Source organism: Promicromonospora sp. CA-289599 (assembly GCF_050936155.1).
Lineage (GTDB): Bacteria > Actinomycetota > Actinomycetes > Actinomycetales > Cellulomonadaceae > Promicromonospora.
In genome coordinates this window covers 4,659,405-4,685,207 of the sequence record NZ_JBNJNI010000001.1, presented here as the reverse complement: position 1 = coordinate 4,685,207, position 25,803 = coordinate 4,659,405, and the positions used below count along the sequence as shown (strand labels likewise).

The window sequence follows — 25,803 nt, the reverse complement described above, 5'->3', positions numbered from 1 at the left end:
CGACCCACCAGCACACCTAACGGTGCATTTCAGGCTAAAGGTCGCTAGCGTCATGACCAGCGGCGACATTACACACAGGGGATGCATTTCTCTCCGGTCCGCGACATTCGCCGAGGAGAACAGCGGGGGGCAAGGATGACCGACCGGAGAGTCCGCGGCCTGCTACCCGCTGCCCGGGCGTCCGTCGCGCCGCGCACCGACGGGTACGACGCCTTCCTGTCCTACAGCCGCGACTCCGACGGCGAGTTCGCGCCCGACTTCCACACGCAGCTCCTCGACTTCGACAAACGCGACGACGTCCGCGACCTGCGCATCTTCCTGGACCGGACCGGCCTGGCGAACAACCCCAGCCTCTGGGGTTCCATCAAGCGCAAGCTCGAGCACTCCGACTACCTCATCCTGCTCGCCTCCGAGGGCGCCGCGAGCTCCCACTTCGTGGCCGAGGAGGTGGCCTGGTGGCTCGAGCACCGGGAACCCGAGACCCTTCTGGTCGCGCTGACGAGCGGCAAGATCGTCTGGGACCGGTCAGCGCGCAGTATCGACAAGATCAGCACCACCGCACTGCCCGCCCCGCTCGCCGACCGGATCGACCGTGAACCCAAGTGGACCGACCTGACCCGGCTGCGCCAGCGGCGCAGGTTCTGGCGGCGCCATCCGGACCGAGCGACGGCGCTCGCCGAGCTCGTCGCCCCGCTGCGCGGCCCGGACGTCAGCACCGAGGAGATCCTGAGCGCCCACATCGCTCGCCAGGGTTCGGCCAACCTCGTCAGCCGGCTGACGATCACGGCCCTCGGCGTCATGCTGGCCGTGTCCGTCGCCGCGTCCGGATACGCCCTGCGGGAGGCGTCCCGGGCGAACGAGGCGGTGAACGCCAACGCCGCCCACCTGCTCGGCGCGACGTCGCACGTCGTGCACCAGGACGATCCCGCGGTGGCGCAGCTGCTCGCGGTGGAGGCGGTCGAACGCCTCCGGGACGGGCAGACCCGCACGGCGCTGTTCAACGCGGTGACGGCGAACGAGCCCGCCGACCCGTACCTGCTCCGGACCGTCGACGTGCCGGAGGAGACGGGGCTCGCCGACGTCGCACCGACCGGCACAGGCATCGTCGGGCGTACCGACAGGGGTGACCTCGTGCGGTGGAACCCCGACGACGGCGAACCCACCGTCCTGCGCGGCGACCGCACGCCGTTCGGCACGGTGACCGGGTCCGGGCGCGCCGGCCCGCTCGTCGCCGGGAGCGCGGACGGCACGGTGGTCGCCGCGGTGGACGACCTCGGCGTGACCGTCGGGCGCTTCGGGCCGCTCCCCGAGGGCAGCACGAGCCGCCAGACGCACCTCGACCTGCCGGGTGCGACGGCGGTGGCGGTCACCCCGGAGGGCGACACGCTCCTCATCGCGTGGCACGACGCCACCAGCGGCAGGAACCGGATCGGCAGCATCAACCTCGCGGGTCGTGACCTCGCGGTCCTGGAGTCGGACGCCGGTTCCCGGCGGCCGCACGAGCAGCGCCTGGCGTTCCGCAGCAAGGTGGAGACGGAGCTGGCGGTCACGTCCCTCGCCGTCGGCTCCAGCCGCACCCTTGCCGTGGCCGACGCCGCGGCGGACACCCTCGAGGTCCGCAGCCTCGACACCCTGGAGCTGACCCACGCCGGGACCGTGAAGCTGCCCGACGGCGCGGTCCCGTCCCCCTCGCTGAACGACTGGGCGACGCTGCGCTCCGACGAGGACGGCACCACGATCACCGTGCACCACTGGGCCGACGGCTCCGTGCGTTCCGCGGACTGCCCGGTGCCGCACGTCTGGTCAGACCCGGAGGTGGTCGCGATGGACGACGAGACCACGCGGGCGCTGATCGCCACCGACCACGGGCTCGTCGCGTGCGAGATCGCCGACGACGCCGACCTGCGGCGGACCTGGCACCTGACCGGCGTCCAGCGGACCGGCCCGCCGGTCCTGGTCGGGACCGACCGGGTCGTGGCGGCGTCGGACGGCCGGATCGCGCTGTGGTCCACCGCCGACACCCACGGGGACGTGCCGCTGCCGGACTCTGCGGGCGCGGCGGCCGCGGCGGCATCCGAGGAGGACGCCGGGGAACCAGCCGCGGACGACGGCCCGGCCGGCCCGGCCGCGGTCCTCGCCACCTACCGGGACGGGCCGACGGGGACGGCGAACACCGCGGCGTCCTGGTCGGACGGCACCGTCACCATCCACGGGCGCGGCACCGTGACGCTGCCCGCCGACAGCCCGGACGTCGGCCGGCCGCTGCTGCCCGTCTGGCTGGACCGGGACAGCCTCCTGCTCGTCACGCCCGAGGGCGACGCCTACCGGACCGGCGGCGGCACCACCGCCGGGTACGAGGCGGGGTTCCGCGACCTGGTCGCGCCAGGACTGGACCAGGGCGACCCGGCCTGCGCGACCGTCGTCAGCGCCCAGCGCACGCGCGACGACATCCTGCTGGTCGACGCGTGCTCCGGGCTGCACCTGCTCGATGCCGGGCTCCAGGAGCGCGCCGTGCACGTGCCGGGCCCCCTGGGCACCACGCCGCGGCTCGAACCCGGGTGGACGGCGCCCGGCCGGGTCGCCGTCGCCGACGACGGGAGCAAGGTGGCCGTCGCGCCGCGCGACTTCTCGCTCCGGGTGGCCGACCTCGACGCCGCGGCCCGGGGCGAGACGGACGTGTGGACGGTACGCGGCAGCAGCGTGGCACAGGTGCACATGATCGGCGGCACCGACGGGGCGGCCCTGCCGGACCAGCTGGTCACGCTGGGCCTCGACTCGACGGTGCGGCTGCGCCCGGTCACCGGCCCTGGCGACCCCGAGTCGCTCGACCTCGCCGGCACCTACGGCGACGTCATGGCGGTGCTGCCCGGGCCCAACCTGGTGGCGCGCAACCGGGGCCCCGCGCTCGCGTTCTTCGACATCGAGACCGGGCAGAAGATGGGTGAGCTCGCCACGAGCCTGTACTCCTACGCACCGGGCGGCGAGGTGGCGCCGGGTGACGTGCACGCGGCCGACGGACAGCTCCTCGTGGTCCAGGACCACGGGGTCACCACCGGCTGGACCTTCTCGGACGACCAGATGATCGCCCGGGCGTGCGCCATGGCAGGCCGTGCCCCGACGCCGGACGACATGCCGGAAGGCGTCACCCTGGCGACCGACCCGGCCTGCTCCCCCTGACCCCGCATTGAGTGCTGGATATTCGCCCCTCAATGACGCACAAGAGGGCGAATGTCCAGCACTCAACGAGGTGTGCGGTCAGGATTCCAGGCGCTTGGCCTCGGTTTCTGTCTCGTCCGCCTCTTCGTCGCGGCCTTCCTTGCGCAGCACGCTGGTGAGCGAGCGCATGGAGACCGCGGCGTCGGACTTCGCGAGGTCCGAAGACGTCCCGCGCAGCTTGCCCCACAGGTTCATCGCCTCCTCGGCGACCTCCAGCACCTGCGAGCGCTCCTTGCCACCGATCGTCGACGTCGTGAACGTCTCCAGCGCGTGCTCGAGCACCGCGCGCTGCTTGGTCGGGTCTTCGTCGTCCAGGCTCTTGTACAGCTGGACGGCCTCGCCGACGAGCTTCGTCGTCGGCTTGTCCTGCTCCTTCGCCGCGGCCTGGCTGCCGAACGACAGCAGCGCCACGGCGATCTTCGACACCGTGCTGCCGGTCTCGCCGGGCAACTTCTCCGCGCCCGAGACCACCAGCTCGTGCAGCCTGGCTGCCGTGCGCGTCTCGAGGTTCTCCGCGCGCTCCGGTGCCTCGCCCTGCTCCGGGGCCTGGACCGGCTCGGGAGTCTGCTCAGAACCCGCGACGGGCGTCGGGGCCTGACCACTCTCGATACCGCTCTCGATATCGCTGTCGACAGCGACCGGCGCCACCTCGGCCGTCGTCTCCCCTGCTGCGGTGACCTGCGTCGCCTGTGCCTGCTGCGGCAGTGCGTCCGTGCTCACTCGTTCCTCCTGTCCACGGTGCGACGAAACTACCAGAACGGGCGTTCAGTCCCGGTATGGACGGGGGTGCGACGGCGTGTGCGAGTACGTCGCAGCGGCACGCACCCAGTACCGTCAGCCGCCATGGACACCTGGTCACGTGCTGCCGCCCGCGAGCTGCTCGAGGAGGCCCGCACCCGGCACGCCCTGGGCGCGGAGACGCTGACCGAGCGCGGCGCGGCCCCTGAACGGGTGCGCGTCGCGTACCGCGCCGCCCGGGACGCCCGGGTGCTGGCGGAGCTGGCAGAGGTACCCGTCGATCGGATCCGCGAGGTGAGCACCGGACGCGTGCGGGTGGGACTCGTCGAGTCGGCCGGGTTCCGGACCGTGGCCCAGGTGCTGCACGCCGACCACGAGGAGCTCGACGCGATCGCCGGCGTCGGGCCCAAGACCGCGCGCCTGCTGCGTGAGGCGGCCCAGCAGATCTTCGACGCCGTCGACGACGCGCTCACCTTCCGGATCGAGGCCGACCCCGCGGATCCGCTCGCGACCGACCTGGTGCGCGCGCTGCACACGCACGAGCACGTCGCCCGGTTCTTCGACGCCTGGGGCGAGCGGCTCGACGTCGACGTCCCGCGGCTGGCCCGCCTGGCCGAGGTGGGCGCCCTGCGCGGCACCCTCGTCAAGCGGTTCTTCGCCGGCCGCGAGCGCACCGCCGCGGCCGACTCCGCACTGACCACGCTCCGCGAGACGGTCGACGGGCTCGACGACTCGGGCGTCACCGATGCCCTGCGCCGGCTGGACCGCACGCTGACGGGCACGTCGGACGCGGAGGTGTGGCGGGACTACGAGGCCCGTGCCGCCGCCTACTACACGGCGCTGGGCGAGCTCGTGGACCTCGGCGTCGACGTCGAGGCGGCGGAGGGCTACCTGCCCGAGGACGTCGTCGACCAGGTGTCGGCCCAGGACCTGGACACCTCGCTGCTGACCGTCTCCCTGCGCGGGTACCAGGCGTTCGGCGCGCGGTACGCGCTGGTGCAGCGGCGCACGATCCTCGGTGACGAGATGGGGCTCGGCAAGACGGTCCAGGCCATCGCCGTGATGGCGCACCTGGCCGCCCGGGGCCGCCGGCACTTCCTCGTGATCTGCCCGGCGAGCGTCGCGGCGAACTGGGCCCGCGAGGTCTCGGCGCACTCCCGGCTCGCGGTCCGGGTGCTGCAGGGCGACGAACGCGACGCCGGCATCCGCACCTGGGTCGCCGACGGTGGCGTCGGCATCGTCACCTTCCCGCAGCTCGGGCACCTGCGCGCCGCCGGGCTGCCCCGGCCCGCACTGCTCGTGGTGGACGAGGCGCACTACGTGAAGAACCCCGCCGCGCAGCGCTCGGAACGGACCGCGGCCTGGGCCGGCGCCGCCGAGCGCGTGCTCTTCATGTCGGGCACGCCCATGGAGAACACCGTCGACGAGTTCCGCAGCCTCGTGCGGTACCTCAAGCCCGACGTCGCCGACTCGATAGACCCGGCGGCGGGCCTGGCGGGCGCCGCGGCGTTCCGCCGGTCGGTCTCCACGGTGTACCTGCGGCGCAACCAGGAGGACGTGCTCACCGAGCTGCCCGAGCTGGTCCAGGTCGACGAGTGGGAGCGGTTCGGCAAGCACGACGGCGCCGCCTACCGGCGGGCCGTGCTGAAGCGTTCGTTCGCCGACATGCGCCGGGCGGCGTTCGTCCAGGCCCCCGAGCCGACGGCGAAGCTCGTGCGGCTGCGCGAGATCGTCGCCGAGGCGATGGACAACAACCGCAAGGTCGTCGTCTTCTCGTTCTTCCGCGACGTGATCGAGACCGTGCTGACCGAGCTGGGCCCGCTCGCCGTCGGCCCCATCACGGGATCCGTCCCCGCCCGGCGGCGGCAGGAGCTGGTCGACGAGTTCACCTCCGCGCCGGAGCCGAAGGTGCTGGTGAGCCAGATCGAGGCGGGCGGCGTCGGGCTCAACATCCAGGCCGCCTCGGTGGTGATCCTGTGCGAGCCGCAGGTCAAGCCGACGGTGGAGGCGCAGGCCATCGCGCGGGCGCACCGGATGGGTCAGGTCCGCACCGTGCAGGTGCACCGGCTGCTGATCGAGAACAGCGTGGACGAGCGGCTCCTGGAGATCCTCGGCACCAAAGCCGAGCTGTTCGCCGAGTACGCCGGCCGCTCGACGGTGGCCGTGGCGCCGGGCGCCACCGACGTCGCCGATGCCGAGCTCGCCCGGCGCATCGTCGAGGAGGAACGCACCCGGCTGGCCGAGCCCGCGGCGTAACGGCGAAAGTCCGCTCTTTTGCTCGCGGTCAGGCCCCCGGCCTGCTGAGATGTACCCATGTCCACCACAGCTCTGACCCGGGGTCCGGTCCAGGCCGCCGAGCGTTCGCCGGCGCCCGACCTCGCACGCGGCTTCATGCTCCTGCTGATCGCCATCGCCAACACGCCCTACTACCTGTGGGGCAGCGAGACGAACCCCTGGGTGTCGCACCCCATCGACGGCTCGGCCGTCGACAAGGTCGCCGACTTCCTCATCATCGTGTTCGTGGACATGCGGACCTACCCCATGTTCGCGTTCCTCTTCGGCTACGGCATGATGCAGCTCTACAACCGCCAGGTGTCCTCCGGGACGTCGGAGGCAACGGCTCGCAAGCTCCTGCAGAAGCGCAACTGGCTCCTGCTCGCGTTCGGGTTCGTGCACGCGGCGCTGCTCTGGATGGGCGACGTGCTCGGCGCCTACGGCCTGGCCGGCCTGCTCATGGTGTGGCTGTTCTTCGAGGTCAAGGACCGCACGCTGCTCGTGTGGACCTGGGTCTTCGGCGGCCTGCTGGCGATCGGCACGGTGTTCGCCGTGATCGGCTCGTACTTCACCGCGCAGATCCCCGCGGACGACCCGATCGCGCAGGCGATCCTCTCGGACACCACCGGCCCGTCCACGGAGTCGATGGAGTCGACCTCGTACCTGGTGTCGATCTTCGAGCGCCTGGGCTTCTGGGTCTTCGGCACGGTCGGCCAGGGGCTCTTCTTCCTCGTCGTCCCGATGATGCTGCTGCTCGCCTTCTGGGCCGGGCGGCGACGCATCCTCGAGAACCCGGGTGAGCACCTGCCGCTGCTGCGCCGGGTCGCGGTGGTCGGCATCGCCATCGGCTGGCTCGGCCCACTGCCGTCCGCACTCGACCACGTCGGCGTCCTCGCCGTGCCCGACCACGCGGCCTGGGTCTTCCTGCCCGTGCAGATCCTCACCGGCTTCTTCGGCGGCCTGGGCTACGTCGCGCTGTTCGGCCTCATCGGCCACCGTGTCGCCCTGCGCCGCAGCGGCACGCCGTCGAACAACCTGTTCACCACGGACGGGCCGTTCGCCGGGGCCGTCCAGGCGGTGGGCAAGCGGTCACTGACGTCCTACCTGCTGCAGTCGGTGCTGTGCGCGCCGATCCTGGCGGCCTGGGGCCTCGGCCTGGGCCAGCACCTCTCCTCGTGGAGCATGCTGCTGTTCGCCCTGGGCGTCTGGGCGCTGACCGTGGTGTTCGCCGTCTGGCAGGAGCGCACCGGACGGCGCGGGCCGGCCGAGGTGGCGCTGCGCCGGCTGGCGTACGGCCGGCCGACGCAGCGTCCGGCACCGGTTCAGCCAGGAGCCTGAACCGCGGGCCGAGCCCTCAGGCTCAGGCCGGGAACGAGTCGACGGCGTCGTCCTCGCCGTCGCCGTCGGTGTCCACGGAGATCGTCTGCGTCCCGCCGGCGGTCTCCACCACGACGTCGGGCCGCCCGTCACCGTCGGTGTCGTGCAGCTCGACGTCGGGGACGCCGTCGGCGTCGTAGTCCTCGAACTGGGCGTCGACGACGCCGTCGCCGTCGGTGTCGGCCACCTCCACGTCGACGATGCCGTCGCCGTCGAGGTCGAACTTGCCGGGCTTGTCGGCCAGGAACTCGGACACGTCGTTCTCCTTGCTCGTCATCACTCTGGGGTACTTCCCCGATCATGCACCACCGGACGAGCTGCTCGGGCACCGGCCCGGCGAACCGGCGTCCCGAGATTTCTCCCGCTTCACCGCGCGGGTGAAATACCGAGCCGCTTAGATTCAGCACATGCTCACCCAGGTACGCAGGACCCGACGCCGTGCCGCCGCGCTGACCGCCAAGACCTGCGCCGTCTTGATCGCCTCCAGCCTGATCGCCACGGGCTTGGTGACCTCGGGCCTGGTCACCTCGGGGACCGCCGTCGCGACGGTCACGCGTGCCGCCGGTCCGGACGCCGCAGGGCAGGCCTGGTCCGTCGACCTCGCCACCCGTACCGACGACGACGCCGGCGTGCGCCACTCCGGCGGCGCGCTCCGCCTGGACCCCGCCGGCACGTCCGGCGGCTCCGCTGTGTCGGACGACGGCAGGGCCGACGGCGGCAGCGCCGACGGCGGCAGCGCGCACCAGGAGACGTCCGGCCAGCTGGTCACGGAGCCGAAGGTCCTCGACTCCCCCGCGAGCGTCGTCACCGCCGACGTCGACGCCACGGCCCCGGCAGGCACCTCCGTCCTGGTCGACGTCCGCGGCCGGCTCACCGACCAGGGCCCCGACTCCTGGACCGAGTGGGTGCCGGCGGGCTCCCCACTCCCCGCACCCGCCGAGACGGTCCAGGCGCGCGTCACGCTCGTCGGCGAGGACGGCACCGGCCCGGCCGTGCGGGAGGTGACGCTCACACCCGAGGCCCGCCGGTCGCAGTCGCTGCAGGACGCGGAGGGAGAGGCCGCGCCGACGGGCGTCGCGGACTCGTACAAGGTCTTCGCCACCCGCGAGGGCCTGGTGGGCGGGACCACCGCGAACGGCCACGTCATCACCTCGCGGGACCACTTCGTCGCGCTGCCGTCCCGGCGCGGGCTGTCGTCGAAGGACTCCGGCAGCTACTCGGTGCGGGTCTGCGCCGAGAGCACCGGGCGCTGCGCGTACGCCCCGGTCTGGGACGTCGGACCGTGGAACACCACCGACGACTACTGGAACGGGGGCGAGACGCGTCAGTCCTGGTCCGACCTGCCCCGGGGCCGCCCGCAGGCGCAGGCCGCCTACCAGGACGACTACAACCGCGGGCGCGACGGGTTCGGCCGCCAGGTCGCCAACCCGGCGGGTATCGACCTCGGGGACGGCACGTTCTGGGACGCCGTCGGGCTCACCGACAACGCCTGGACCACCGTCACCTACCTCTGGACCGGAGACGGCCCCAAGGGTGTCGTCAGGACCAAGAGCGGTCCGCTCAACGTGCGCTCGGGACCGAGCACGGACTACCCCGCCGTCGGACAGGCCGGCAACTACGCGAACGTGGTGATCGAGTGCACCGCGCGCGGCGCCAGGATCACGGGGACCTTCGGCACCACCAACGTGTGGAACCGCATCGGGCCGGGCAACTGGGTCTCGGGCGCCTACGTATTCACAGGAACGTCGGCCCCGGTGGCACCGTCCTGCTGACGCCTACGGCAGCGAGAACGGGATGGTGTTCGCCGGGGCGCTCCCCCCGCGAACACCATCCCGTTCTCGTCATGCGGTGCGGCGGAGGGACAGGGTCAGGCCGATCGCGGCCGCGGCCACCACCACGGCCGCCAGGAGGGGCAGCGCCGCCACACCCGAGCCGGCCACCACGAGTGACGCGAGCGCGGCACCGACCGCGATCCCGCCGTTGAACAGCACAGGGATCAGCGCGCCGGCGAACGAGCGTCGCTCGGGTCCGGCCAGCCGCAGGATCAGCGTCTGGGCGAACGGCGGCATGCCGCCTGACACGACCCCCCACGCCACGACGACGGCGATCCCCACCGCCGGATGCACGTCGACGATACCCAGCGCTGCCACGGTCAGCGCGGTCGCGGCCACGCTCACGACCAGGGCGGGGCCGGTCCGGTTACCGAACCGGCCCGCTAGTGCCACGCCCACCGCCGAGGCGAGCCCGAACACCAGCAGCAGGGTGCTCATCCCGCCGGGCAGCGCCTCGGACGGCGCCTCCGTCAGGCGTGTGATGTAGGTGTACGCGCCGTAGTGGCCCACCAGCACCAGCGCCACGAGCCCCGTCACTGCGAGCAGTGGAACCATGCCCCCAGGCGCCTGCGCGCCCGGGCCGGGCTCCGCGCCGTCCGCCGTCGTGTCCGTCGTGTCCGTAGCGTCCGTCGCGCCCACCGGGACCTCCGGGACCTCCGGGACCGACGCCCGCGCGACGACCAGCCGGACCGCGACGGCCCCCAGGACGCCGAGGACCGCGAGGGCCCCGAAGGCGGCCCGCCAGCCGGCGGCGTCGGCGACGAGCCTGGCGAGCGGGGTGCCCACGACCATCCCCAGGGTCGCCCCGCCGAGCACCACGGCGACGGCGCGCCCGAGCAGGTGGTCGGGGACCAGGTCGGCGACGTGCGCGTTGGTGGTGGCCCACAGCAGCCCGACCGCTGCCGCGCCCAGGATCCGCGCCCCGACCGCCAGCTGGAACGTCGGTGCGAGGGCGGTGAGGGCCGACGAGAGCGCGAGCACGGCCAGCCCGCCGGCGATCACGGCGCGGCGGTCCCTGCCGCGCGTCAGCCGCACCAGCGGGAAGCTGAGCACGACCACGACCGCCGCCCACACCGAGACCAGCATGCCGGTGCTCGACTCGGCGACACCGAGGCCCGTGCTCATCTGCTCCAGCACGGCTGTCGGCAGCATCTCGGCAGTGACCATGAGGAGCGTCCCGGCGCCCAGGACGAGCAGGGACGGCCAGGGCAGTGCGTCGGTGGGGCGGTTCGAGACGCCCGCGTCCTGCGGGTCGGTGAGGACCAGCCGGACGGTTGGTGCGGTGCCCGTCGTGGTGCCTGTTTTCTCCATGTCGGCAACGCTAAAGTTTGACATTGGTGTCAATGTCAAGCCCTGCCCGGAGGCAAGCATGAAGATCGGTGAGCTCGCCGCCCGGACGGGCGTGACCACCCGCCTGATCAGGTACTACGAACAGCAGGACCTGCTCGAGGCGGATCGTGCGCCGAACGGCTACCGCACCTACACCGAGGCTCACGTGGAGCGGGTGTCCCGCGTGGCGGGCCTGGTCCAGGCCGGCATCCCGACGCGGCTGGTCAAGGTGCTGCTCGACGCCGAGCTCGCCGCGGCCCGCGACGAGCCGACGTGCCCGCGCGATGTGGCCGAACAGCTGGCCAGGGAGCTGGTCGGCGTCCAGGAGCGCATCGACTGCCTGACCCGGAGCCGGGACTCGATCCGCTCGTTCCTGAAGGCGACCCAGAACGAGGTCCTCCTCCGCGAGGCAGCAGAGCCCGCGCTGACTCCCTGACCCAGAGGCAGGCAGGAGCCGACGAGAACGGGGTTGTGTTCCGCTGGAAGCCCAGCGGGAACACAACCCCGTTCTCGTCACCCCGGTCCCTGACCAGAGTGTTACTCCACGCCGAGCAGGACCTCCACCGCACGGCTCAGGAACGCGTCCACCGAGGCCTCGTCGTAGGCGTCCGCACCGCGCGCGCGCCCGAACGTCGCCGACCGGATGTCGCCCGCCGTCAGCGGCTCCTGCCGGTCGAAGTACCCGATGAGCCGGTCGCACAGGTCGTCGACGTCGTCCTTGTCGTAACCCTGCGAACCGCGGTCGGCGGGCGCGAACTTCTCGCCGTCGGGCCGACCCAGCCGCCCGTAGAGCGAACGCGCACGCTCGGCGAGCGCGTTCATCCAGGCCTGCTGGCCGTGCGCCGCCGCGTACTCCGCGCGCTGCCGGGCGATGAACGCCGCCTCGAGCCGGTCGAGCGCCGCGTCGACCTCATGGGTGTTGTACCCACCACGGGTCAGGTCGAACGTGGACGCCTGGATGTCGGCACTCGTCAGCCGGTCCGCGGTACGTCCCTCGTACGCCTGCCGCGCGTGCTCGAAGAACTCGTCGACCTCGTCCTTGTCGTACCCGGTGCGCATCGCGGGAACGCTGTTGAACATCCCACTCACTCGTCGTCCTCCTCAGCCGCAAGCTGCCCGCAGGCCCCGTCGATATCGCTCCCGCGGGTATCACGGATCGTGGTCGGGATCCCGTGACCGCGCAATCGTGCCACAAACTCGTCCTCGACATCCCGGTCGCTCGCGGTCCAGATCGAACCCGGCGTCGGGTTGAGCGGGATCGGGTTCACGTGCACCCAACCGCGGCCGCGGGCGTTGAGCTTCTCGCCGAGCAGGTCCGCACGCCAGGCGTGGTCGTTCATGTCCTTGATCAGCGCGTACTCGATGGACACGCGACGGCCGGTCACCTCGAAGTAGTTCCGGGCGGTGTCGAGGGTCTCGTCGACGCTCCAGCGCGTGTTGATCGGCACCAGCTCGGAGCGCAGGTCGTCGTCGGGCGCGTGCAGCGACAGGGCGAGCGTCACCGGGATGCCCTCCTTGGTGAGCTTCTGCATCGCCGGGACCAGGCCCACCGTGGAGACCGTGATGTTGCGGGCCGACATGCCGAAGCCCTCGGGCTGCGGCGCGACCAGCGTCCGCACCGTCTCGATCACTGCCTTGTAGTTGGCCAGCGGCTCGCCCATGCCCATGAACACCAGGTTGTTCAGCCGCGTGACGCCGCCGGGGATCTCACCCTCGGCCAGCGAGCGGAAGGCCGCGCGGACCTGCTCGAGGATCTCCGCCGTCGAGAGGTTCCGGGTCAGGCCGAGCTGGCCCGTCGCGCAGAACGGGCAGGCCATGCCGCAGCCCGCCTGGCTGGAGACGCACAGCGTGGTGCGCTGCGGGTAGCGCATCAGCACCGACTCGACCTTGGCCTCGTCGAACAGGTGCCACAGCGTCTTGACCGTGGTGCCGCCGTCGGCCTCGAGCTTGCGGGTGGGCCGCATCAGCTCAGGGAACATGGTGGTCGCGAGCGCGTCCCGGGACTTCGCCGGGAGGTCGGTCATCTTCGCCGGGTCGCTCGTGTAGTGCGTGAAGTAGTGCGTGGCGAGCTGCTTGGCGCGGAACGCCGGCTCGCCCGCCTCCACCACCGAGGCGACGCGCTCCTCAGGTGTGAGGTCGGCGAAGTGCCTCGGGGGCTTGCCGCGGCGCTTCGGCGCCATCTGCAGCGGGATCGCCGGCGTCTCGTCCGAAGGACGCACGACGGGCTGGGCAAGGGGAGTTTTCATCAGGCAACCACCGAGAGCACGAGATAGACGAAGGGCGCTGTGATGATCATCGAATCGAGGCGATCCAGCACGCCCCCGTGCCCCGGGAGCAATGAGCCCATGTCCTTCAATTCTAGGTCACGCTTGAGCAGAGATTCAGCGAGATCGCCCACAGTCGCAGTGATTGCCGTCATGACGCCGAGCGCTATCCCGAGGACCGGGCTCTGGCCCAGCCCGTAGACGGCGCCGAGCACGCCCACCGTGGTGGCCAGCACTATCGAGCCGGCCAGGCCCTCCCACGACTTCTTGGGGCTCACGGTCGGCGCGAGCGGATGCCTGCCCAGCGTGGCGCCGGCGATGTAGCCGCCCGTGTCGTTGGCGACGGCCAGGAGGATGAACAGCACCACCCGGATCTCGCCGTCGGGCTGCGCCAGCATGAGGACCACGAACCCCGCCAGGAACGGGACGTAGGCGGCGGCGAAGACCGACGCGGCGGAGTCCCGGACAGCGCCGAGGCCGGACCCGTCGAGCGCACGCCAGACCACGGCCGCCGCGACCGTCAGCACGAAGGCGACGAACAAGGCCTCCCCGCCACCGCGGTACGCGGAGACGATCATGCCGGCGGCACCCACGAACAGGGGCACCATCGGCAGGCGCAGGTTGCGGCGCGCGAACGCCTGGCGCAGCTCCCACAGTCCGGCCCACATCAGGAGGACCACGAAGAGGACGAACGGCTCCGGTCGCCAGTACAGTGACGCGCCGACGATCCCGAGCAGACCGACGCCGACCAGGATCGCGGCGGGCAGGTTACGGCCTGCGCGCGACTGCTTCGGGGCCGGTACGGGCTCGGACTCGGGACTCACGACGGTGTGCGCATTGTCTCGCTCTGATCTGTCTCGAGGCGGTGCGGACATCAGACCTCGAGCAGCTCGCTCTCCTTGGTGGAGAGCAGCTGGTCGATGACGTCGACGTGGCTCTTGGTGAGCTTGTCCAGCTCCTTCTCGGCGCGCGTGACCTCGTCCTCGCCGGCCTCGCCGTCCTTGACGACGCGGTCCAGCTCGTCCTTGGCCTTGCGCCGGATGTTGCGCACCGAGACGCGCGCCTCCTCGGCCTTGGTCTTGGCGAGCTTCACGTAGTCGCGGCGACGCTCCTCCGTGAGCGAGGGCAGCACCACGCGGACGACGTTGCCGTCGGTCGCCGGGTTCACGCCCAGGTCGGAGTCGCGCAGCGCCTTCTCGACGGCGGGCAGCGAGCTCTTGTCGAACGGGGCGACCATGACGGTGCGGGCGTCCGGGATGTTGAACGACGCCAGCTGCTGCAGCGGCGTCGGCGCGCCGTAGTAGTCGACGGTGATCTTGCTGAACATCCCCGCGTTGGCGCGACCGGTGCGGATGCCGGCGAAGTCTTCCTTGGCGACCTCGATCGCCTTCTCCATCTTTTCCTCGGCCTCGAGGAGGGTCTCGTCGATCACCACTGCTCCTTCATTCGTCTACGGGTGGTGCCGGGGCCACTCTACGGACACTTTGCCCGGCTACCGAAAGGCTCGCGCGTTTCCCGCGGCCCGGGTCGCGCTGTGCTCGTACAGCGCGAGGACGTTCAGCGCGAGGTGATCAGCGTGCCGATGGGCTCGCCCGCCAGCGCGCGGGTCACGTTGCCCTCGCCCTCCATGCCGAACACGCGCATCTGCACGTTGTTGTCGCGGCACATGGCCAGCGCCGTGTCGTCCATGACGCCGAGGCGGTTCACGAGTGCGTCCGTGTACGTGAGGTGGTCGAGCTTCTTGGCGTCGGGGTTGCGGCGCGGGTCGGAGTCGTAGACGCCGTCGACGCCGTTCTTGCCCATGACGACCTGCTCGCAGCCCGTCTCCAGGGCACGCTGCACCGCCACGGTGTCGGTGGAGAAGTACGGCATGCCCGCACCCGCGCCGAAGATGACGACGCGGCCCTTCTCCAGGTGCCGGATCGCGCGCAGCGGGATGTACGGCTCCGCGACCTGCCCCATGGTGATGGCGGTCTGTACGCGCGTCTTGACGCCGGCCTGCTCCAGGAAGTCCTGGAGGGCCAGGCAGTTCATGACCGTGCCGAGCATGCCCATGTAGTCGGCGCGGGCACGGTCCATGCCCGCCACGCTCAGCTCGGCGCCGCGGAAGAAGTTGCCGCCGCCGACGACGATGGCGACCTGGATGCCGTCACGCACCGCCACGCCGATCTCCTTGGCCATGCGCCGGACGACGACGGCGTCGAGCCCCACGCTGCCGCCGCCGAACGCCTCGCCCGACAGCTTCAGGAGCACACGCCGGGCAGGCTTGCCCTCCATGTCCACCGCGAAGTCTTGAGTCGCCTCGTCGCTCACTGGTCCGTCACCCTTCGGTCATCATTACCGGGAAGCCGGCTCGTGCCCCTGACAGAGCCCGGCGTGCGCGCCGGTCCCCGTCCGGGGATCCGACCCACCTATGCGTCGGCCCGGCCCGCGCCGAAGCGCGGACCGGGCCGACCAAGCTGCGTCAGGAACCGACGCGGAAACGCACGAACGCGGACACCGAGCCGTTCGCGGCGGCAACGTGCTTGCCGACGGTGGTCTTCGAGTCCTTGGCCAGCGGCTGGTCGACGAGCACGACCTCCTTGAAGAAGCCGTTCAGGCGACCCTCGACGATCTTGGGCAGCGCAGCCTCCGGCTTGCCCTCGTTCTTCGAGGTCTCCAGAGCGATCGCACGCTCCTTCTCGACGACGTCCGCCGGGACGTCCTCACGCGTGAGGTACTTCGGGGCCAGCGCGGCGATGTGCTGCGCGACGTCCTTGGCGACCGAGGCGCCGGCCTCGTCGGTGACGACGAGGACACCGATCGACGGCGGCAGGTCCTTGGCCGTCTTGTGCAGGTACGTCGTGACCTTCGGGCCCTCGACGCGCGCGACGCGGCGCAGGACGATCTTCTCGCCCAGCGTGGCGCCCTGAGCGGCGATGAGGTCGGCGACGGTGCCCTCGGCGGACGGGGCGGCGGCGGCCGCTACCTCGTCCGAGGCGCCGGCGGCGGCCGTGGCCTCGAGAACGGCCTCGGCCAGCGCGATGAACTTCTCGTTCTTCACGACGAAGTCGGTCTCGGCGTTCAGCTCGATCATCGTGGCGACCTGGCCGGCCGCGGTGTCCTCGACCTTGACGGCCACGAGGCCCTCGGAGGCGGTGTTGCCCTCACGCTTGGCGGCGCGGGCGAGACCCTTGGTGCGGATGATCTCGATGGCCTTCTCGGCATCGCCGTCGGCCGTGTCGAGTGCCTTCTTGACGTCGAGCATGCCGGCGCCGGTCCGCTCACGCAGCGCCTTGATGTCAGCGGCGGTGTAGTTCGCCATTGTTCTGGTCCTCCGTGCAGTCGTGTTGTTCGTGGGAGGTCGTGAGACCCGAGGAACGGTGCGCCGACCGGGTCCGGACGAGCCGGACCCGGTCAGCGCAGCACGTCACTTCTCGGTCTCGGCCTCGGCGGCCTCGGGAGCAGCCTCGGCGGCGGGCTCGGCGACCTCGGGGGCGGCCTCCTCGACGACGGCCTCCGGCGCAGCGGCAGGAGCGGCCTCGGCGGCCTCCACGGCCTCGACGACCGCGGCGGGCGCTGCCGGGGTAGCGGATGCGGCAGCCTCAGCAGCGGCATCGCTGACGGCGCCCTCGGAACCGGCGAGGAGCTCGCGCTCCCACTCGGCGAGGGGCTCGGCGGCGACCTCGGCCTCGGCACCGGACTTGTTACCACCGGAGTGGCGCTGCATGAGGCCCTCGGCGGCGGCGTCCGCGATCACGCGGGTGAGCAGCGTGACGGAACGGATCGCGTCGTCGTTGCCCGGGATCGCGTAGTCGACCATGTCGGGGTCGCAGTTGGTGTCGAGGATCGCGACGACGGGGATGCCCAGCTTGCGGGCCTCGTCCACCGCGAGGTGCTCCTTGTTCGTGTCGACGATCCAGACGGCCGAGGGAACCTTGGCCATGTCACGGATACCGCCGAGCGTGCGCGCGAGCTTGTCCTTCTCGCGGCGCAGGACCAGGAGCTCCTTCTTCGTGAGGCCCGAGGCCGCCACGTCGTCGAAGTCGATCTCCTCGAGCTCCTTCATCCGCTGAAGGCGCTTGTGCACGGTGGTGAAGTTCGTGAGCATGCCACCGAGCCAGCGGTGGTTCACGTAGGGCATCCCGACGCGGGCGGCCTGCTCGGCCACCGGCTCCTGAGCCTGCTTCTTGGTGCCGACGAAGAGGATCGAGCCGCCGTGTGCGACCGTCTCCTTGACGAAGTCGTAGGCGTTGTCGATGAAGTGCAGCGACTGCTGCAGGTCGACGATGTAGATGCCGTTGCGCTCCGTGAAGATGAACCGCTTCATCTTCGGGTTCCAACGGCGGGTCTGGTGTCCGAAGTGGACACCGCTCTCGAGGAGCTGGCGCATGGACACGACGGCCATGACACGTCCTTTCGGTGCGGCCCGAGATCGACCCGGGTCCTCCGCACGCATTTCAGGGCGGCACAGGACTGAGAGTCCCGGCCGCGGTTTGGGTTGGATCGGCACCGCATTGCTTCGGTGCCCCTGGCGTCACTTCGTGCCCGACGCCGACCCTGTGGGCCGGACCGCTGCCGGACGCGATTTTGGTGTGACGCGCGTTGTCGACCGAGTGCTCCCCCTGTTGGGCCGACGGTCAGCCAGGCTGTCCGTCTGCCGGATCGGGAGTGCATGCCGGTCGCGGGTGGAAGTCTACCCGACCAGCCCTTGCAACGAGGACCCAGCCGCGGAGACCCTCGCCACGCCGGCAGCAGGCTCCGAGCGCGACCACAGGCAGGTCCCGCGCCTACCTGTGCACAGACGGCAGCCCCGCGGCTCCCGGAGGCGCCGACACCGGTTGATGCTCGGGGCATGAGACCACTCCTCGCACTCGCCGGCCGCCACCTCCCCGCCCGGCTCGCCACGCCGCTCCTGACCGTGCTGCTCGCTGCCGTGCTCGTCGCGCTCTCCGCGGCGGTACCCGCCGCCGCGGTCCGCTCGGGCCCCGACGTCGGGGTTCTGGCGGGCGCCGACCTCGGGCTCATGACGGGCGCCGACACCGGGGAGCCCGCGGCCGGAGCCACCGGGTACGTGGCGCCCGTCGCCGGGGTGGACCCGCCGTCCGGGGTGGTCCGCCCGTTCGACGCGCCCGAGCACGAGTGGGGCGCCGGGCACCGCGGTGTGGACCTGGTCGCCCCCGAGGGCTCCGGCGTGCGCTCCCCCGGGCCCGGTGTGGTGACGTTCGCGGGACAGGTCGCACGGCGCGGGGTCGTCGTCGTCACGCATCCGGACGGGCTGCGCACGAGCCTGGAGCCGGTCGCCGCCTCGGTGCCGGTCGGGACCGCCGTCGCCGCCGGGTCGGCGATCGGTCTGGTGGAGAGCAGCCGAGCGGACGGCGGCACGACGCCGAACCACTGCGAGCCGAGATCCTGCGTCCACTGGGGCGTGCGCCGGGGCGAGCGCTACCTGGACCCGCTATCACTGCTGACCCCCGACCCGATAGTCCTCCTCCCGGACCCACCGACCCGTTGAGTGCTGGGTATTTGTCCTCCCGAACCGTTTCGAGAGGACAAATACCCAGCACTCAACGGGTGGGGAAGGGTCAGGCGCGCGGGAATGCCTGGGCGTAGACGCTGCGCAGCCGCTCCGCGTCCACGTGCGTGTAGCGCTGGGTGGTCGCGAGGTTCGCGTGGCCCAGCACCTCCTGCACCGCGCGGAGGTCCGATCCGCCCTGCAGCAGGTGGGTCGCGGCCGAGTGCCGGAGCGCGTGCGGCGCCACGTCGTCGACCCCGGCCTGGGCCGCGAGGCGGTGCACCGCCTCCCGCACCTGGCGCTGGCCCCAGCGTCCGCCGCGCTCCCCCACGAGCAGGGCGTCGCCGGTCGTGGCTGTCGCCAGCTCGGGCCGGCCGTCGGTCAGCCAGGCCTCCACGGCGCGCGCCGCCGGGATGCCGAACGGCACCACTCGCTCCTTGCCACCCTTGCCGAGCACGCGCACGAGCCGGTCCCGGGAGTCCACGTGGACGACGTCGACGGACACCAGCTCGCCCACGCGGATGCCCGCGCCGTACAACAGCTCGGCGGCGACCCACGACCGCAGGGCCGCCGGCCGGTTCGCCTCGTCGGCTTCGTCCGCCGCGGCCCGGGCGCCGTCGAGCAGACGGCCCGCGGCATCGACGTCGAGCACGGTGGGCAGGGTGCGCGGCACCTTGGGGCTCGCGAGGCGCGCCGACGGGTCCACGGGAATCAGTCCTGAGCGGTGCGCCCAGCGCAGGAACGCGCGGGCGGAGGCGCCCCGGCGCGCGAGCGTGGAGCGGGCGAGCCCGCGGTCGGACTGGGACGCGAGCCAGCCGCGCAGGAGCGTGAGGTCGATGGCGTCGAGCCGCGTGCTGCCGTGCCGCTTCGCGTATCGGAGCAGGTCCGTCACGTCCGCGACGTAGGCACGACGCGTATGGGCGGAGTGCCCGCGCTGCGCGTCGAGGTAGCTGCCGAACCGGGACACGGCGTCGGACATGTGCTCGGGTAGCCGAGGCAAGCCGGACAGGTCGGTAAGGTCCACGTTTGCCAGTCTGCAGCTCCCGTCCCGTGCGGGGAAGCAGGCGCGCCGCCTTCTTCGCCCGTGCCCGCGAGGTCTGCGAGTATGGCTGATCGGACGAGCACAGTCGGATGAACGCAGTCGGACGAACACAGGAGGACGCAAAGATGCGTGCTGTACAGGTGACCGAGTTCGGCGGTCCCGAGGTACTGAAGGCCGTCGAGGTGCCCGAACCGACGGCGGGCCCCGGACAGGTGCTCATCGACGTCACGCGGATCGGCCTGAACTACGCCGACACGCACCAGGTGGAGAACTCGTACCAGACGCCGACCAGGCTCCCGTTCGTCCCCGGCGGCGAGGTGGTCGGGCGCACGCCGGACGGCAGACGGGTCGTCGCGCTCCTGGCCGGCGGCGGCGGATATGCCGAGCGTGCGGTCGCGGAGGAGGCGATGACCTTCCCCGTGCCGGACGGCGTGGACGACCTCACGGCGCTCTCCATGCTGGTGCAGGGCACCACCGCCTGGATCCTGCTGCGCAAGAACGCCCACCTCGAACCCGGCGAGTCGGTGGTCGTGCACGCGGCGGCCGGGGGTGTCGGCACGATAGCCGTGCAGCTGGCCAAGGCCTGGGGCGCCGGCCGGGTCGTCGCGACGGCGAGCAGCGACGAGAAACGCTCCCTGGCCCTCGAGCTCGGCGCCGACGTCGCCGTGGACTCCCGCGCGGACGACATGACCGCGACCCTCATCGACGCCAACGGGCGCCGCGTGGACATAGTGCTCGACATGGTGGGCGGGACCACCACCGACCAGAGCGTCGCGGCGCTCGCGCCTTTCGGCAGGCTGGTCTTCTACGGCATGGCGGGGCGCACGCCGCCGAAGCCGATCGAGCTGCGCAACCTGCTCGGCCACAGCACCACCGTGGCGGGCATGTGGCTCCCGCACGTGTTCCGCCTGCCCGGCGACCTCTACGGCACCGCGCTGACCGAGCTCTTCGACCTCGCGCAGAGCGGAGGGCTCCGCGCCGTGTCGGGCGGCGAGTACGCCCTGTCCGACGCCCGCGTGGCGCACGAGGCCCTGCGCTCGCGGGGCACCGTCGGCAAGCTGCTGCTCGACCCGACCCGCTGAGCCTCGCCCGCCCCGATACACTCACCTGATGTCGGATATTGCGGGCACCACTGCGATGGTACGACGCGCACGGCTGCGATCCGCGTGGGTCGCCATCTTGCCGGCCCTCTTGCTCGTCAGTGGGTGCGGAGCTCCGTCGGATCGGTCCGACGATTCGAGCGCCGTTCGAGTCAGCACGCCCCCGGCTCCCCCGCGAAGCGCGGCGCCTTCCCCCTCTCCGACGCCGCCCGAGTTGCTGGTTCTCAGCAGCGAGGAGCGCGAAGCGCTGATCGCCTGGGCTGTCGAGCGGCACGAGGGTGCCGACGCATCGGAGGTCGGGATCCAGGACGTGGGCGACCTGGATCGCAACGGTAAAGCAGACTTCCTTGCTTCGGTCTCCGACCCGATGTGGTGCGGGTCGGGCGGGTGCGCACAGACCGTGTACCTCAACGACCCGTACGGCGACGGGAAGCACGAAGAGATCCTGCCGCTACTGGGCACGGTGTACGTCGAGACTCGCGACGAGCCCGGCTTCGGGTACCTGACGCTCGTATTCGACGACAATGTCGGAGCGCACTCCTTGTACCGCTGGAGCAGCTCCGCCTACCAGCTGGGCGCCTACGAGATCGACTGCTCGGTCCACGAGATCGAGTGCGAAGGCGACTCTCTGCTCGCTCTCGCCGTCGACACCGCTACCACCAGCGTTCCGCTGGCCGTTGGATCGACGGTGCACTCGGCCCCGAGTGAATCCGCTGCTGTGGCACCTATGGCCGAGTCGGGATTCGATCCACTCGCGATGTCACCCCTTGGTCAGATCCAGGACACGGACTGGTACCTGGTGGAGGTCTGGAAGGGCAACCTCGGGTTCGTCCGCGCCCCGAGCGTCGGCTGACGCAGCGAGCCGCACGAACCTCATCCGACGGATGCCGTCGCGCAGGACGTCAGAAGCCCTTCGCCGCCAGCAACTCGCCGAGCGTCACGAGCTCCTTCTGGAAGACGGTGTCTTCCATGGCCAGCACGCGCTTGACCGTTGCGCTCTGCTCAGCCAAACACTCCTGCGTGCCGTCGATCCACGTCCCGTCCGGGTTGCGGTAGGTGATGGTGTCCACCCATTGCGACGACTCGTCGTCAGCGAGGTAGATGCCGGCGCTCGAACCGGTGGTGACGACCGCCACGCGCCCGATCGGGACGTCCTTCAGGTCAGGTTGCAGGATCCATGCGTCGAAGACGCTGTACCAGATCGATTGCGGTTCCGGTTCCTCCGGGCCGACAAGTAGAAGGAACCGGTCGGTTTCATTGGCCGGGACACTCAGAGGCTCTTCGATGTCGGTGACGATCGTCAACGGCGTCGAAGGCAGCGGGTGCGGGACCTTGATGTCGTAGTCACGCGACCAGCCGAGCGGCCCGCCGGTACCGCGGCACTCGTCGATGGTGCCGGCTTCGACGACCTCCAGCCGGATCTGAGTGATGATGGCGGGTCCCGGCGCACGGTTGTCGACGAGTACGTCTACCACGGGCCCTCGGAGGCCCGTCACAGGCTTGTCGGGAACACCAACTTCCGTCTCCTTGCCGTCAACGACCGGCCCGGACATGTACGCGCTCATCGACACCGCCCGCAGACCCGGCCGACGTGCAGCCTCAGAGGCAATCAGGTCCGTGTCGGACTCGGCAGACACGGTCGACCGGAAAGTCAGATAGAGGGTTGGGAGACCGAGCACGAGGGCCACCGCGACAGTGACGACGGTCCAGATCACAGCTGGCGACCTGTGCGACCAGCCTGGGTCGCCCCGACCAGATGGTCCCTCAGCCTGCTGGGCCTTCCGCCTGGCGCCGCGTCCGGCTATCAACCGGTTCTGTGCCTTGCGTCGTCCCATCGACGAACTCCTACTCATCCGCGTTCGCGACACCACGTCGCCTGCCGAGACATCTCTCGATGTTCCGGGGCACCTCCGATCCACGCAACGGAGACCGGACAAGATCACCCTGCAGGCCTCTGTCTCCCGCGGATCAGGCAAGAGTCGGAGCCGCCGACAACGCATGTCCGTGGTGTGACGCGGGGTTGCCGACGAGCTGGTCCCCGGCGCCGACAGACCCTCGCCAAGTGATCGTGCCGGAGGGAGGGCGACGCAGACCTGTGGAGAACCGCGTGCGTCAACAGCGTCCGGTTCGTCCCGGGCACTGGTGGCCCGTCTCGCATCAGGCTGGTCATGGAGGTGAAGCCGATGCGAGCGAAAGACGCCGTAGGGACGCACAGGCAGGATGCCGCGTGCGTACTCGTGCACCAGGAGGAACCGACAGCGCCACCGATGGGCAAGGCCGGCCCGGGAAGGGCCTGCGTGGGGCGCATCGGGGCGGTGATCTGAGTGGCTGTCGCGACGACGCTCGCTGTGTCCCTGATCGGGCTGCGGGGTCATGTGGTGGAGGTGCAGGCGCACCTGACTGCCTCGGTCCCCGGGTTCTCCCTGGTCGGGTTACCCGATGCCGCGCTGGCGGAGTCCCGGGACCGGGTGCGTGCCGCGGTCACCTCGTCCGGATTGGCGTGGCCGGTACGCAAGATCACCGTGAACCTCTCGCCTGCGGCACTGCGTAAGCAGGGCAGCGGGTACGACCTGGCCATCGCGGTCGCGGTCCTAGCTGGGGCCGGGCAACTGCCCGCGAGCGGGTTGGAGCGCGTGGTGCATCTGGGTGAGCTCGGGCTGGACGGCCGAGTCCATCCGGTGCGCGGTGTTCTGCCCGCCGTGGCCGCCGCCGTGGAAGCAGGGTATGAGCGGGTGGTCGTGGCGTCCGCGGACGTCGACGAGGCGCGGCTGGTGCCCGGCGCCCGTGTGGTCGGTGCGGCGAGCCTGGCCGAGGTCGTGGCGCTGCACGGCGGCGATGTCTCGATCGTGCAGACGGTCGAGCCGGTGCGGCGCACGCGCTCAGGTGGGTTCGTCCGGGAACCGGGTGACCTGGCCGACGTCGTCGGGCAGTCCGACGCTCGTCGCGCGCTGGAGATCGCGGCGGCCGGGGGCCATCACCTCTTCCTGGTCGGCGCACCCGGGTCCGGCAAGACCATGATGGCCTCGCGCCTGCCCGGGATTCTGCCGGACCTGACCGAGGCGGAGGCGGTCGAGGTGACCGCCGTGCACTCGGTGGTGGGGTCGTTCGACCCGGCCGGCGGGCTGATCCGGCGGCCGCCGTACGAGGACCCGCACCACACGGCGACGGTTGCGGCGGTCGTCGGTGGTGGCAGCGGGATACCGCGTCCCGGAGCGGCGACGCGGGCGCACCGCGGCGTGCTGTTCCTGGACGAGGCCGCTGAGTTCCAGCCGCGTGTCCTGGAGACGCTGCGTCAACCTCTGGAGCAGGGCGAGATCATGGTGCACCGGTCGGGCGGGACAGCCCGGTATCCGGCCCGTTTCCAGATGGTCCTCGCGGCGAACCCTTGCCCGTGCGGGCTGGCGATCGGCAAGGGGCTGGCGTGCACCTGCACCCCGACCATGCGGCGCCGCTATCTGGGCCGGCTGTCCGGGCCGCTGCTGGACCGGGTCGACCTGCAGGTCGACGTGCTGCCCGTCGACCCGGTCGAACGGGCATCGGGCCCGGGAGAGCCGACGGCGGCGGTCGCCCGACGGGTGCTGGCCGCCCGAGAAGCCGCCAGACAGCGGCTGCGGGGAACGGGGTGGACGACCAACACCGAGGTCTCCGGGGCGTGGCTGCGTGAGCGGGTCACCCCTGGCGGGAAGATCGACCAGATCGTCGCGACCGCGTTGTCGTCCGGACGGCTGAGCCTGCGGGGCGTGGACCGGGTACTGCGTGTCGCCTGGACGATGGCCGACCTGGGCGGCTTGGACTCACCCGGGACGGACGAGGTCAGCGAGGCCATCGCGCTGCGAGGTGGTCCCCGTGGCTGAGACGCTCTTCGACGTGCCCCGGTTCACCTTCGACCCCGGGGACGACCGGATCGCGCGGGCAGCCTGGAGCAGGCTCGCCGAACCAGCCGATGCCGTCGCCGGGGCCCTGGTCGGTGCACTGGGAGCAGGACCTGCCCTGGAGTGGCTGGCACAGGCCGTCGGTGCGCCTGGCGACGCCGCCCGGGAGCTGGCCCGGCTCGAGCCCGGACAGCAGGTAGCCCGGTCCTTGGCTCCTGACGACGCCAGGCCTACGTCACCTGCCGGTGTGCTCATGGCGGGGGCGCGGCGGTGGGCGCAGCGTCTGGAGAGCCTTGACCCGATCAAAGACCTGGAGACGCTGGACCGGCTCGGCGGGACCCTGCTCGTGCCCGGCGATCCCCACTGGCCGACCACACTGGAAGACCTCGGGCCCTCGGCACCGTTCGCGTTGTGGGTCCGCGGCCAGGCGGACATCGCCGCGCTCACGCGACGGTCGGTCTCGCTGGTCGGGTCCCGCGCCTCCACCGGGTACGGGGAAGCTGTCACCCGGGACCTGGCGGCCGGCCTGGTCGACCGCAGGTTTACCGTTGTCTCCGGCGGCGCGTACGGGATCGACGCCGCCGCGCACCGGGCCACGCTCGCCGTGCGCGGGAAGACGATCGTGCTCCTCGCCTCAGGCGTCGACCGGCTCTACCCCGCGGCAAACAGCCGACTGATGGACGCCGCCCTCGCAGACGGTGCCGTGGTCTCGGAGGTGCCGCCCGGGTCCGTGCCCTTCCGGCAGCGGTTCCTGGCCCGCAACCGGGTCATCGCCGCGCTCGGCCGGGCGACCGTCGTCGTGGAGGCCGCACGGCGGTCCGGCGCGCTGTCGACCGCGAACCACGCGATCAACCTGGCCCGACCCGTCGGTGCCGTCCCCGGACCGGTGACCTCGATGGCATCCGCCGGATGCCACGACCTGCTCCGCTCCGGTGCCGCGGTGTGCGTCACCGACGCCGCCGAGGCTGCCGAGCTCGCCGGTGACCTGACGACCGACGCCGTGCCGGAACGGGTCGTGGAAGCACGGCCAGAGGATGGCCTCGACCAGGTCGCCCGCCGGGTGCTCGATGCCCTACCCGTCCGCCAGGCCGCACCGATCGATTCGGTCGCAACCGTGGCAGGCCTGAGCATCTCCGAAGTCCGCGCGAAGCTGGGCACCCTGCTGATCGCGGGCCTCGCAGAGAAGGAGGCAGGCCGCTGGCGACGCGTCCGCCCAGCGAGGTGACCTCGCCGGTAGACCAAACCTGGCCGAGCCGTGTTCCATG

Annotated in this window: 22 protein-coding genes; 10 read left to right on the top strand and 12 right to left on the bottom strand. The window is 71.5% G+C overall.

Features of this window, described 5'->3' with window-relative positions; genetic code table 11:
• The first annotated feature begins 135 nt into the window (after positions 1–135).
• Positions 136–3,177: a hypothetical protein gene (locus tag ACQEVI_RS20865; RefSeq protein WP_432902307.1), complete on the top strand. Its 3,042-nt coding sequence runs from the start codon at positions 136–138 to the stop codon at positions 3,175–3,177.
• A gap of 78 nt (positions 3,178–3,255) precedes the next feature.
• Here the strand turns inward: ACQEVI_RS20865 and ACQEVI_RS20860 are convergent, their stop codons facing one another.
• Entirely contained in the window at positions 3,256–3,936 is a 681-nt protein-coding gene (locus ACQEVI_RS20860; RefSeq protein ID WP_432902306.1) for a hypothetical protein, read from the bottom strand.
• A gap of 123 nt (positions 3,937–4,059) precedes the next feature.
• On the opposite strand from ACQEVI_RS20860, the gene ACQEVI_RS20855 reads away from it, so the two are divergent.
• Together ACQEVI_RS20855 and ACQEVI_RS20850 are read left to right on the top strand one after the other, a co-directional pair.
• Positions 4,060–6,210 carry a DEAD/DEAH box helicase gene (locus ACQEVI_RS20855; RefSeq protein WP_432902304.1) on the top strand — a complete coding sequence of 717 codons (2,151 nt, stop codon included), beginning with the start codon at positions 4,060–4,062 and terminating at the stop codon, positions 6,208–6,210.
• A gap of 57 nt (positions 6,211–6,267) precedes the next feature.
• Positions 6,268–7,566 carry a DUF418 domain-containing protein gene (locus ACQEVI_RS20850; protein WP_432902302.1) on the top strand — a complete coding sequence of 433 codons (1,299 nt, stop codon included), beginning with the start codon at positions 6,268–6,270 and terminating at the stop codon, positions 7,564–7,566.
• Positions 7,567–7,588: 22 nt separating this feature from the next.
• On the opposite strand, the gene ACQEVI_RS20845 is transcribed toward ACQEVI_RS20850, so the two are convergent.
• A complete protein-coding gene (locus tag ACQEVI_RS20845) occupies positions 7,589–7,882 on the bottom strand; it encodes a hypothetical protein (protein WP_432902300.1) in 294 nt (97 codons plus the stop codon).
• Positions 7,883–8,012: 130 nt separating this feature from the next.
• On the opposite strand from ACQEVI_RS20845, the gene ACQEVI_RS20840 reads away from it, so the two are divergent.
• A complete protein-coding gene (locus tag ACQEVI_RS20840) occupies positions 8,013–9,377 on the top strand; it encodes a hypothetical protein (RefSeq protein WP_432902299.1) in 1,365 nt (454 codons plus the stop codon).
• 69 nt (positions 9,378–9,446) lie between these two features.
• Here ACQEVI_RS20840 and ACQEVI_RS20835 read toward each other — a convergent pair whose 3' ends face one another.
• A complete protein-coding gene (locus ACQEVI_RS20835; protein WP_432902297.1) occupies positions 9,447–10,748 on the bottom strand; it encodes an MFS transporter in 1,302 nt (433 codons plus the stop codon).
• Positions 10,749–10,806: 58 nt separating this feature from the next.
• Between ACQEVI_RS20835 and ACQEVI_RS20830 the strand changes: the two genes are divergently transcribed.
• Positions 10,807–11,202, top strand: coding sequence for a MerR family transcriptional regulator (locus tag ACQEVI_RS20830; protein WP_432902295.1), 396 nt, complete (start codon positions 10,807–10,809; stop codon positions 11,200–11,202).
• A 101-nt stretch (positions 11,203–11,303) separates the two neighbouring features.
• Here ACQEVI_RS20830 and ACQEVI_RS20825 read toward each other — a convergent pair whose 3' ends face one another.
• From ACQEVI_RS20825 to rpsB, 7 genes are all read right to left on the bottom strand, one after another.
• Positions 11,304–11,846 (bottom strand): DivIVA domain-containing protein, encoded by a 543-nt coding sequence (locus ACQEVI_RS20825; protein WP_116674497.1) that lies wholly within the window; start codon positions 11,844–11,846, stop codon positions 11,304–11,306.
• 5 nt (positions 11,847–11,851) lie between these two features.
• Entirely contained in the window at positions 11,852–12,946 is a 1,095-nt protein-coding gene (rlmN, locus tag ACQEVI_RS20820) for a 23S rRNA (adenine(2503)-C(2))-methyltransferase RlmN (RefSeq protein WP_419707855.1), read from the bottom strand.
• Positions 12,947–13,011: 65 nt separating this feature from the next.
• Positions 13,012–13,854, bottom strand: coding sequence for a phosphatidate cytidylyltransferase (locus ACQEVI_RS20815; RefSeq protein WP_432902293.1), 843 nt, complete (start codon positions 13,852–13,854; stop codon positions 13,012–13,014).
• 50 nt (positions 13,855–13,904) lie between these two features.
• Complete coding sequence (gene frr / locus ACQEVI_RS20810) at positions 13,905–14,462, bottom strand: ribosome recycling factor (RefSeq protein WP_432902291.1); 558 nt, start codon at positions 14,460–14,462, stop codon at positions 13,905–13,907.
• A gap of 125 nt (positions 14,463–14,587) precedes the next feature.
• Positions 14,588–15,307, bottom strand: a complete 720-nt coding sequence (pyrH, locus tag ACQEVI_RS20805; RefSeq protein WP_116677620.1) for a UMP kinase — start codon at positions 15,305–15,307, stop codon at positions 14,588–14,590.
• 187 nt (positions 15,308–15,494) lie between these two features.
• Positions 15,495–16,334 (bottom strand): translation elongation factor Ts, encoded by an 840-nt coding sequence (gene tsf / locus ACQEVI_RS20800; protein WP_432902289.1) that lies wholly within the window; start codon positions 16,332–16,334, stop codon positions 15,495–15,497.
• A gap of 105 nt (positions 16,335–16,439) precedes the next feature.
• Complete coding sequence (rpsB, locus tag ACQEVI_RS20795; RefSeq protein WP_432902287.1) at positions 16,440–17,417, bottom strand: 30S ribosomal protein S2; 978 nt, start codon at positions 17,415–17,417, stop codon at positions 16,440–16,442.
• Positions 17,418–17,864: 447 nt separating this feature from the next.
• Here rpsB and ACQEVI_RS20790 point away from each other — a divergent pair, with 447 nt between their 5' ends.
• Positions 17,865–18,524, top strand: coding sequence for a M23 family metallopeptidase (locus ACQEVI_RS20790; RefSeq protein WP_432902285.1), 660 nt, complete (start codon positions 17,865–17,867; stop codon positions 18,522–18,524).
• A gap of 70 nt (positions 18,525–18,594) precedes the next feature.
• On the opposite strand, the gene ACQEVI_RS20785 is transcribed toward ACQEVI_RS20790, so the two are convergent.
• Positions 18,595–19,503, bottom strand: a complete 909-nt coding sequence (locus ACQEVI_RS20785) for a tyrosine recombinase XerC (RefSeq protein ID WP_432906033.1) — start codon at positions 19,501–19,503, stop codon at positions 18,595–18,597.
• Positions 19,504–19,691: 188 nt separating this feature from the next.
• Here ACQEVI_RS20785 and ACQEVI_RS20780 point away from each other — a divergent pair, with 188 nt between their 5' ends.
• Both ACQEVI_RS20780 and ACQEVI_RS20775 read left to right on the top strand, forming a co-directional pair.
• Positions 19,692–20,648: a quinone oxidoreductase family protein gene (locus ACQEVI_RS20780; protein WP_432902283.1), complete on the top strand. Its 957-nt coding sequence runs from the start codon at positions 19,692–19,694 to the stop codon at positions 20,646–20,648.
• A 232-nt stretch (positions 20,649–20,880) separates the two neighbouring features.
• Positions 20,881–21,519 (top strand): hypothetical protein, encoded by a 639-nt coding sequence (locus ACQEVI_RS20775; RefSeq protein WP_432902281.1) that lies wholly within the window; start codon positions 20,881–20,883, stop codon positions 21,517–21,519.
• 49 nt (positions 21,520–21,568) lie between these two features.
• On the opposite strand, the gene ACQEVI_RS20770 is transcribed toward ACQEVI_RS20775, so the two are convergent.
• On the bottom strand, positions 21,569–22,381 hold the full coding sequence (locus ACQEVI_RS20770; protein ID WP_432902279.1) for a hypothetical protein: 813 nt from the start codon (positions 22,379–22,381) through the stop codon (positions 21,569–21,571).
• A 609-nt stretch (positions 22,382–22,990) separates the two neighbouring features.
• Here ACQEVI_RS20770 and ACQEVI_RS20765 point away from each other — a divergent pair.
• Positions 22,991–24,520: a YifB family Mg chelatase-like AAA ATPase gene (locus ACQEVI_RS20765; protein WP_432902278.1), complete on the top strand. Its 1,530-nt coding sequence runs from the start codon at positions 22,991–22,993 to the stop codon at positions 24,518–24,520.
• A complete protein-coding gene (gene dprA / locus ACQEVI_RS20760; protein ID WP_432902276.1) occupies positions 24,513–25,763 on the top strand; it encodes a DNA-processing protein DprA in 1,251 nt (416 codons plus the stop codon). The genes ACQEVI_RS20765 and dprA overlap by 8 nt, the downstream gene beginning before the upstream one ends.
• Positions 25,764–25,803: the final 40 nt, after the last annotated feature.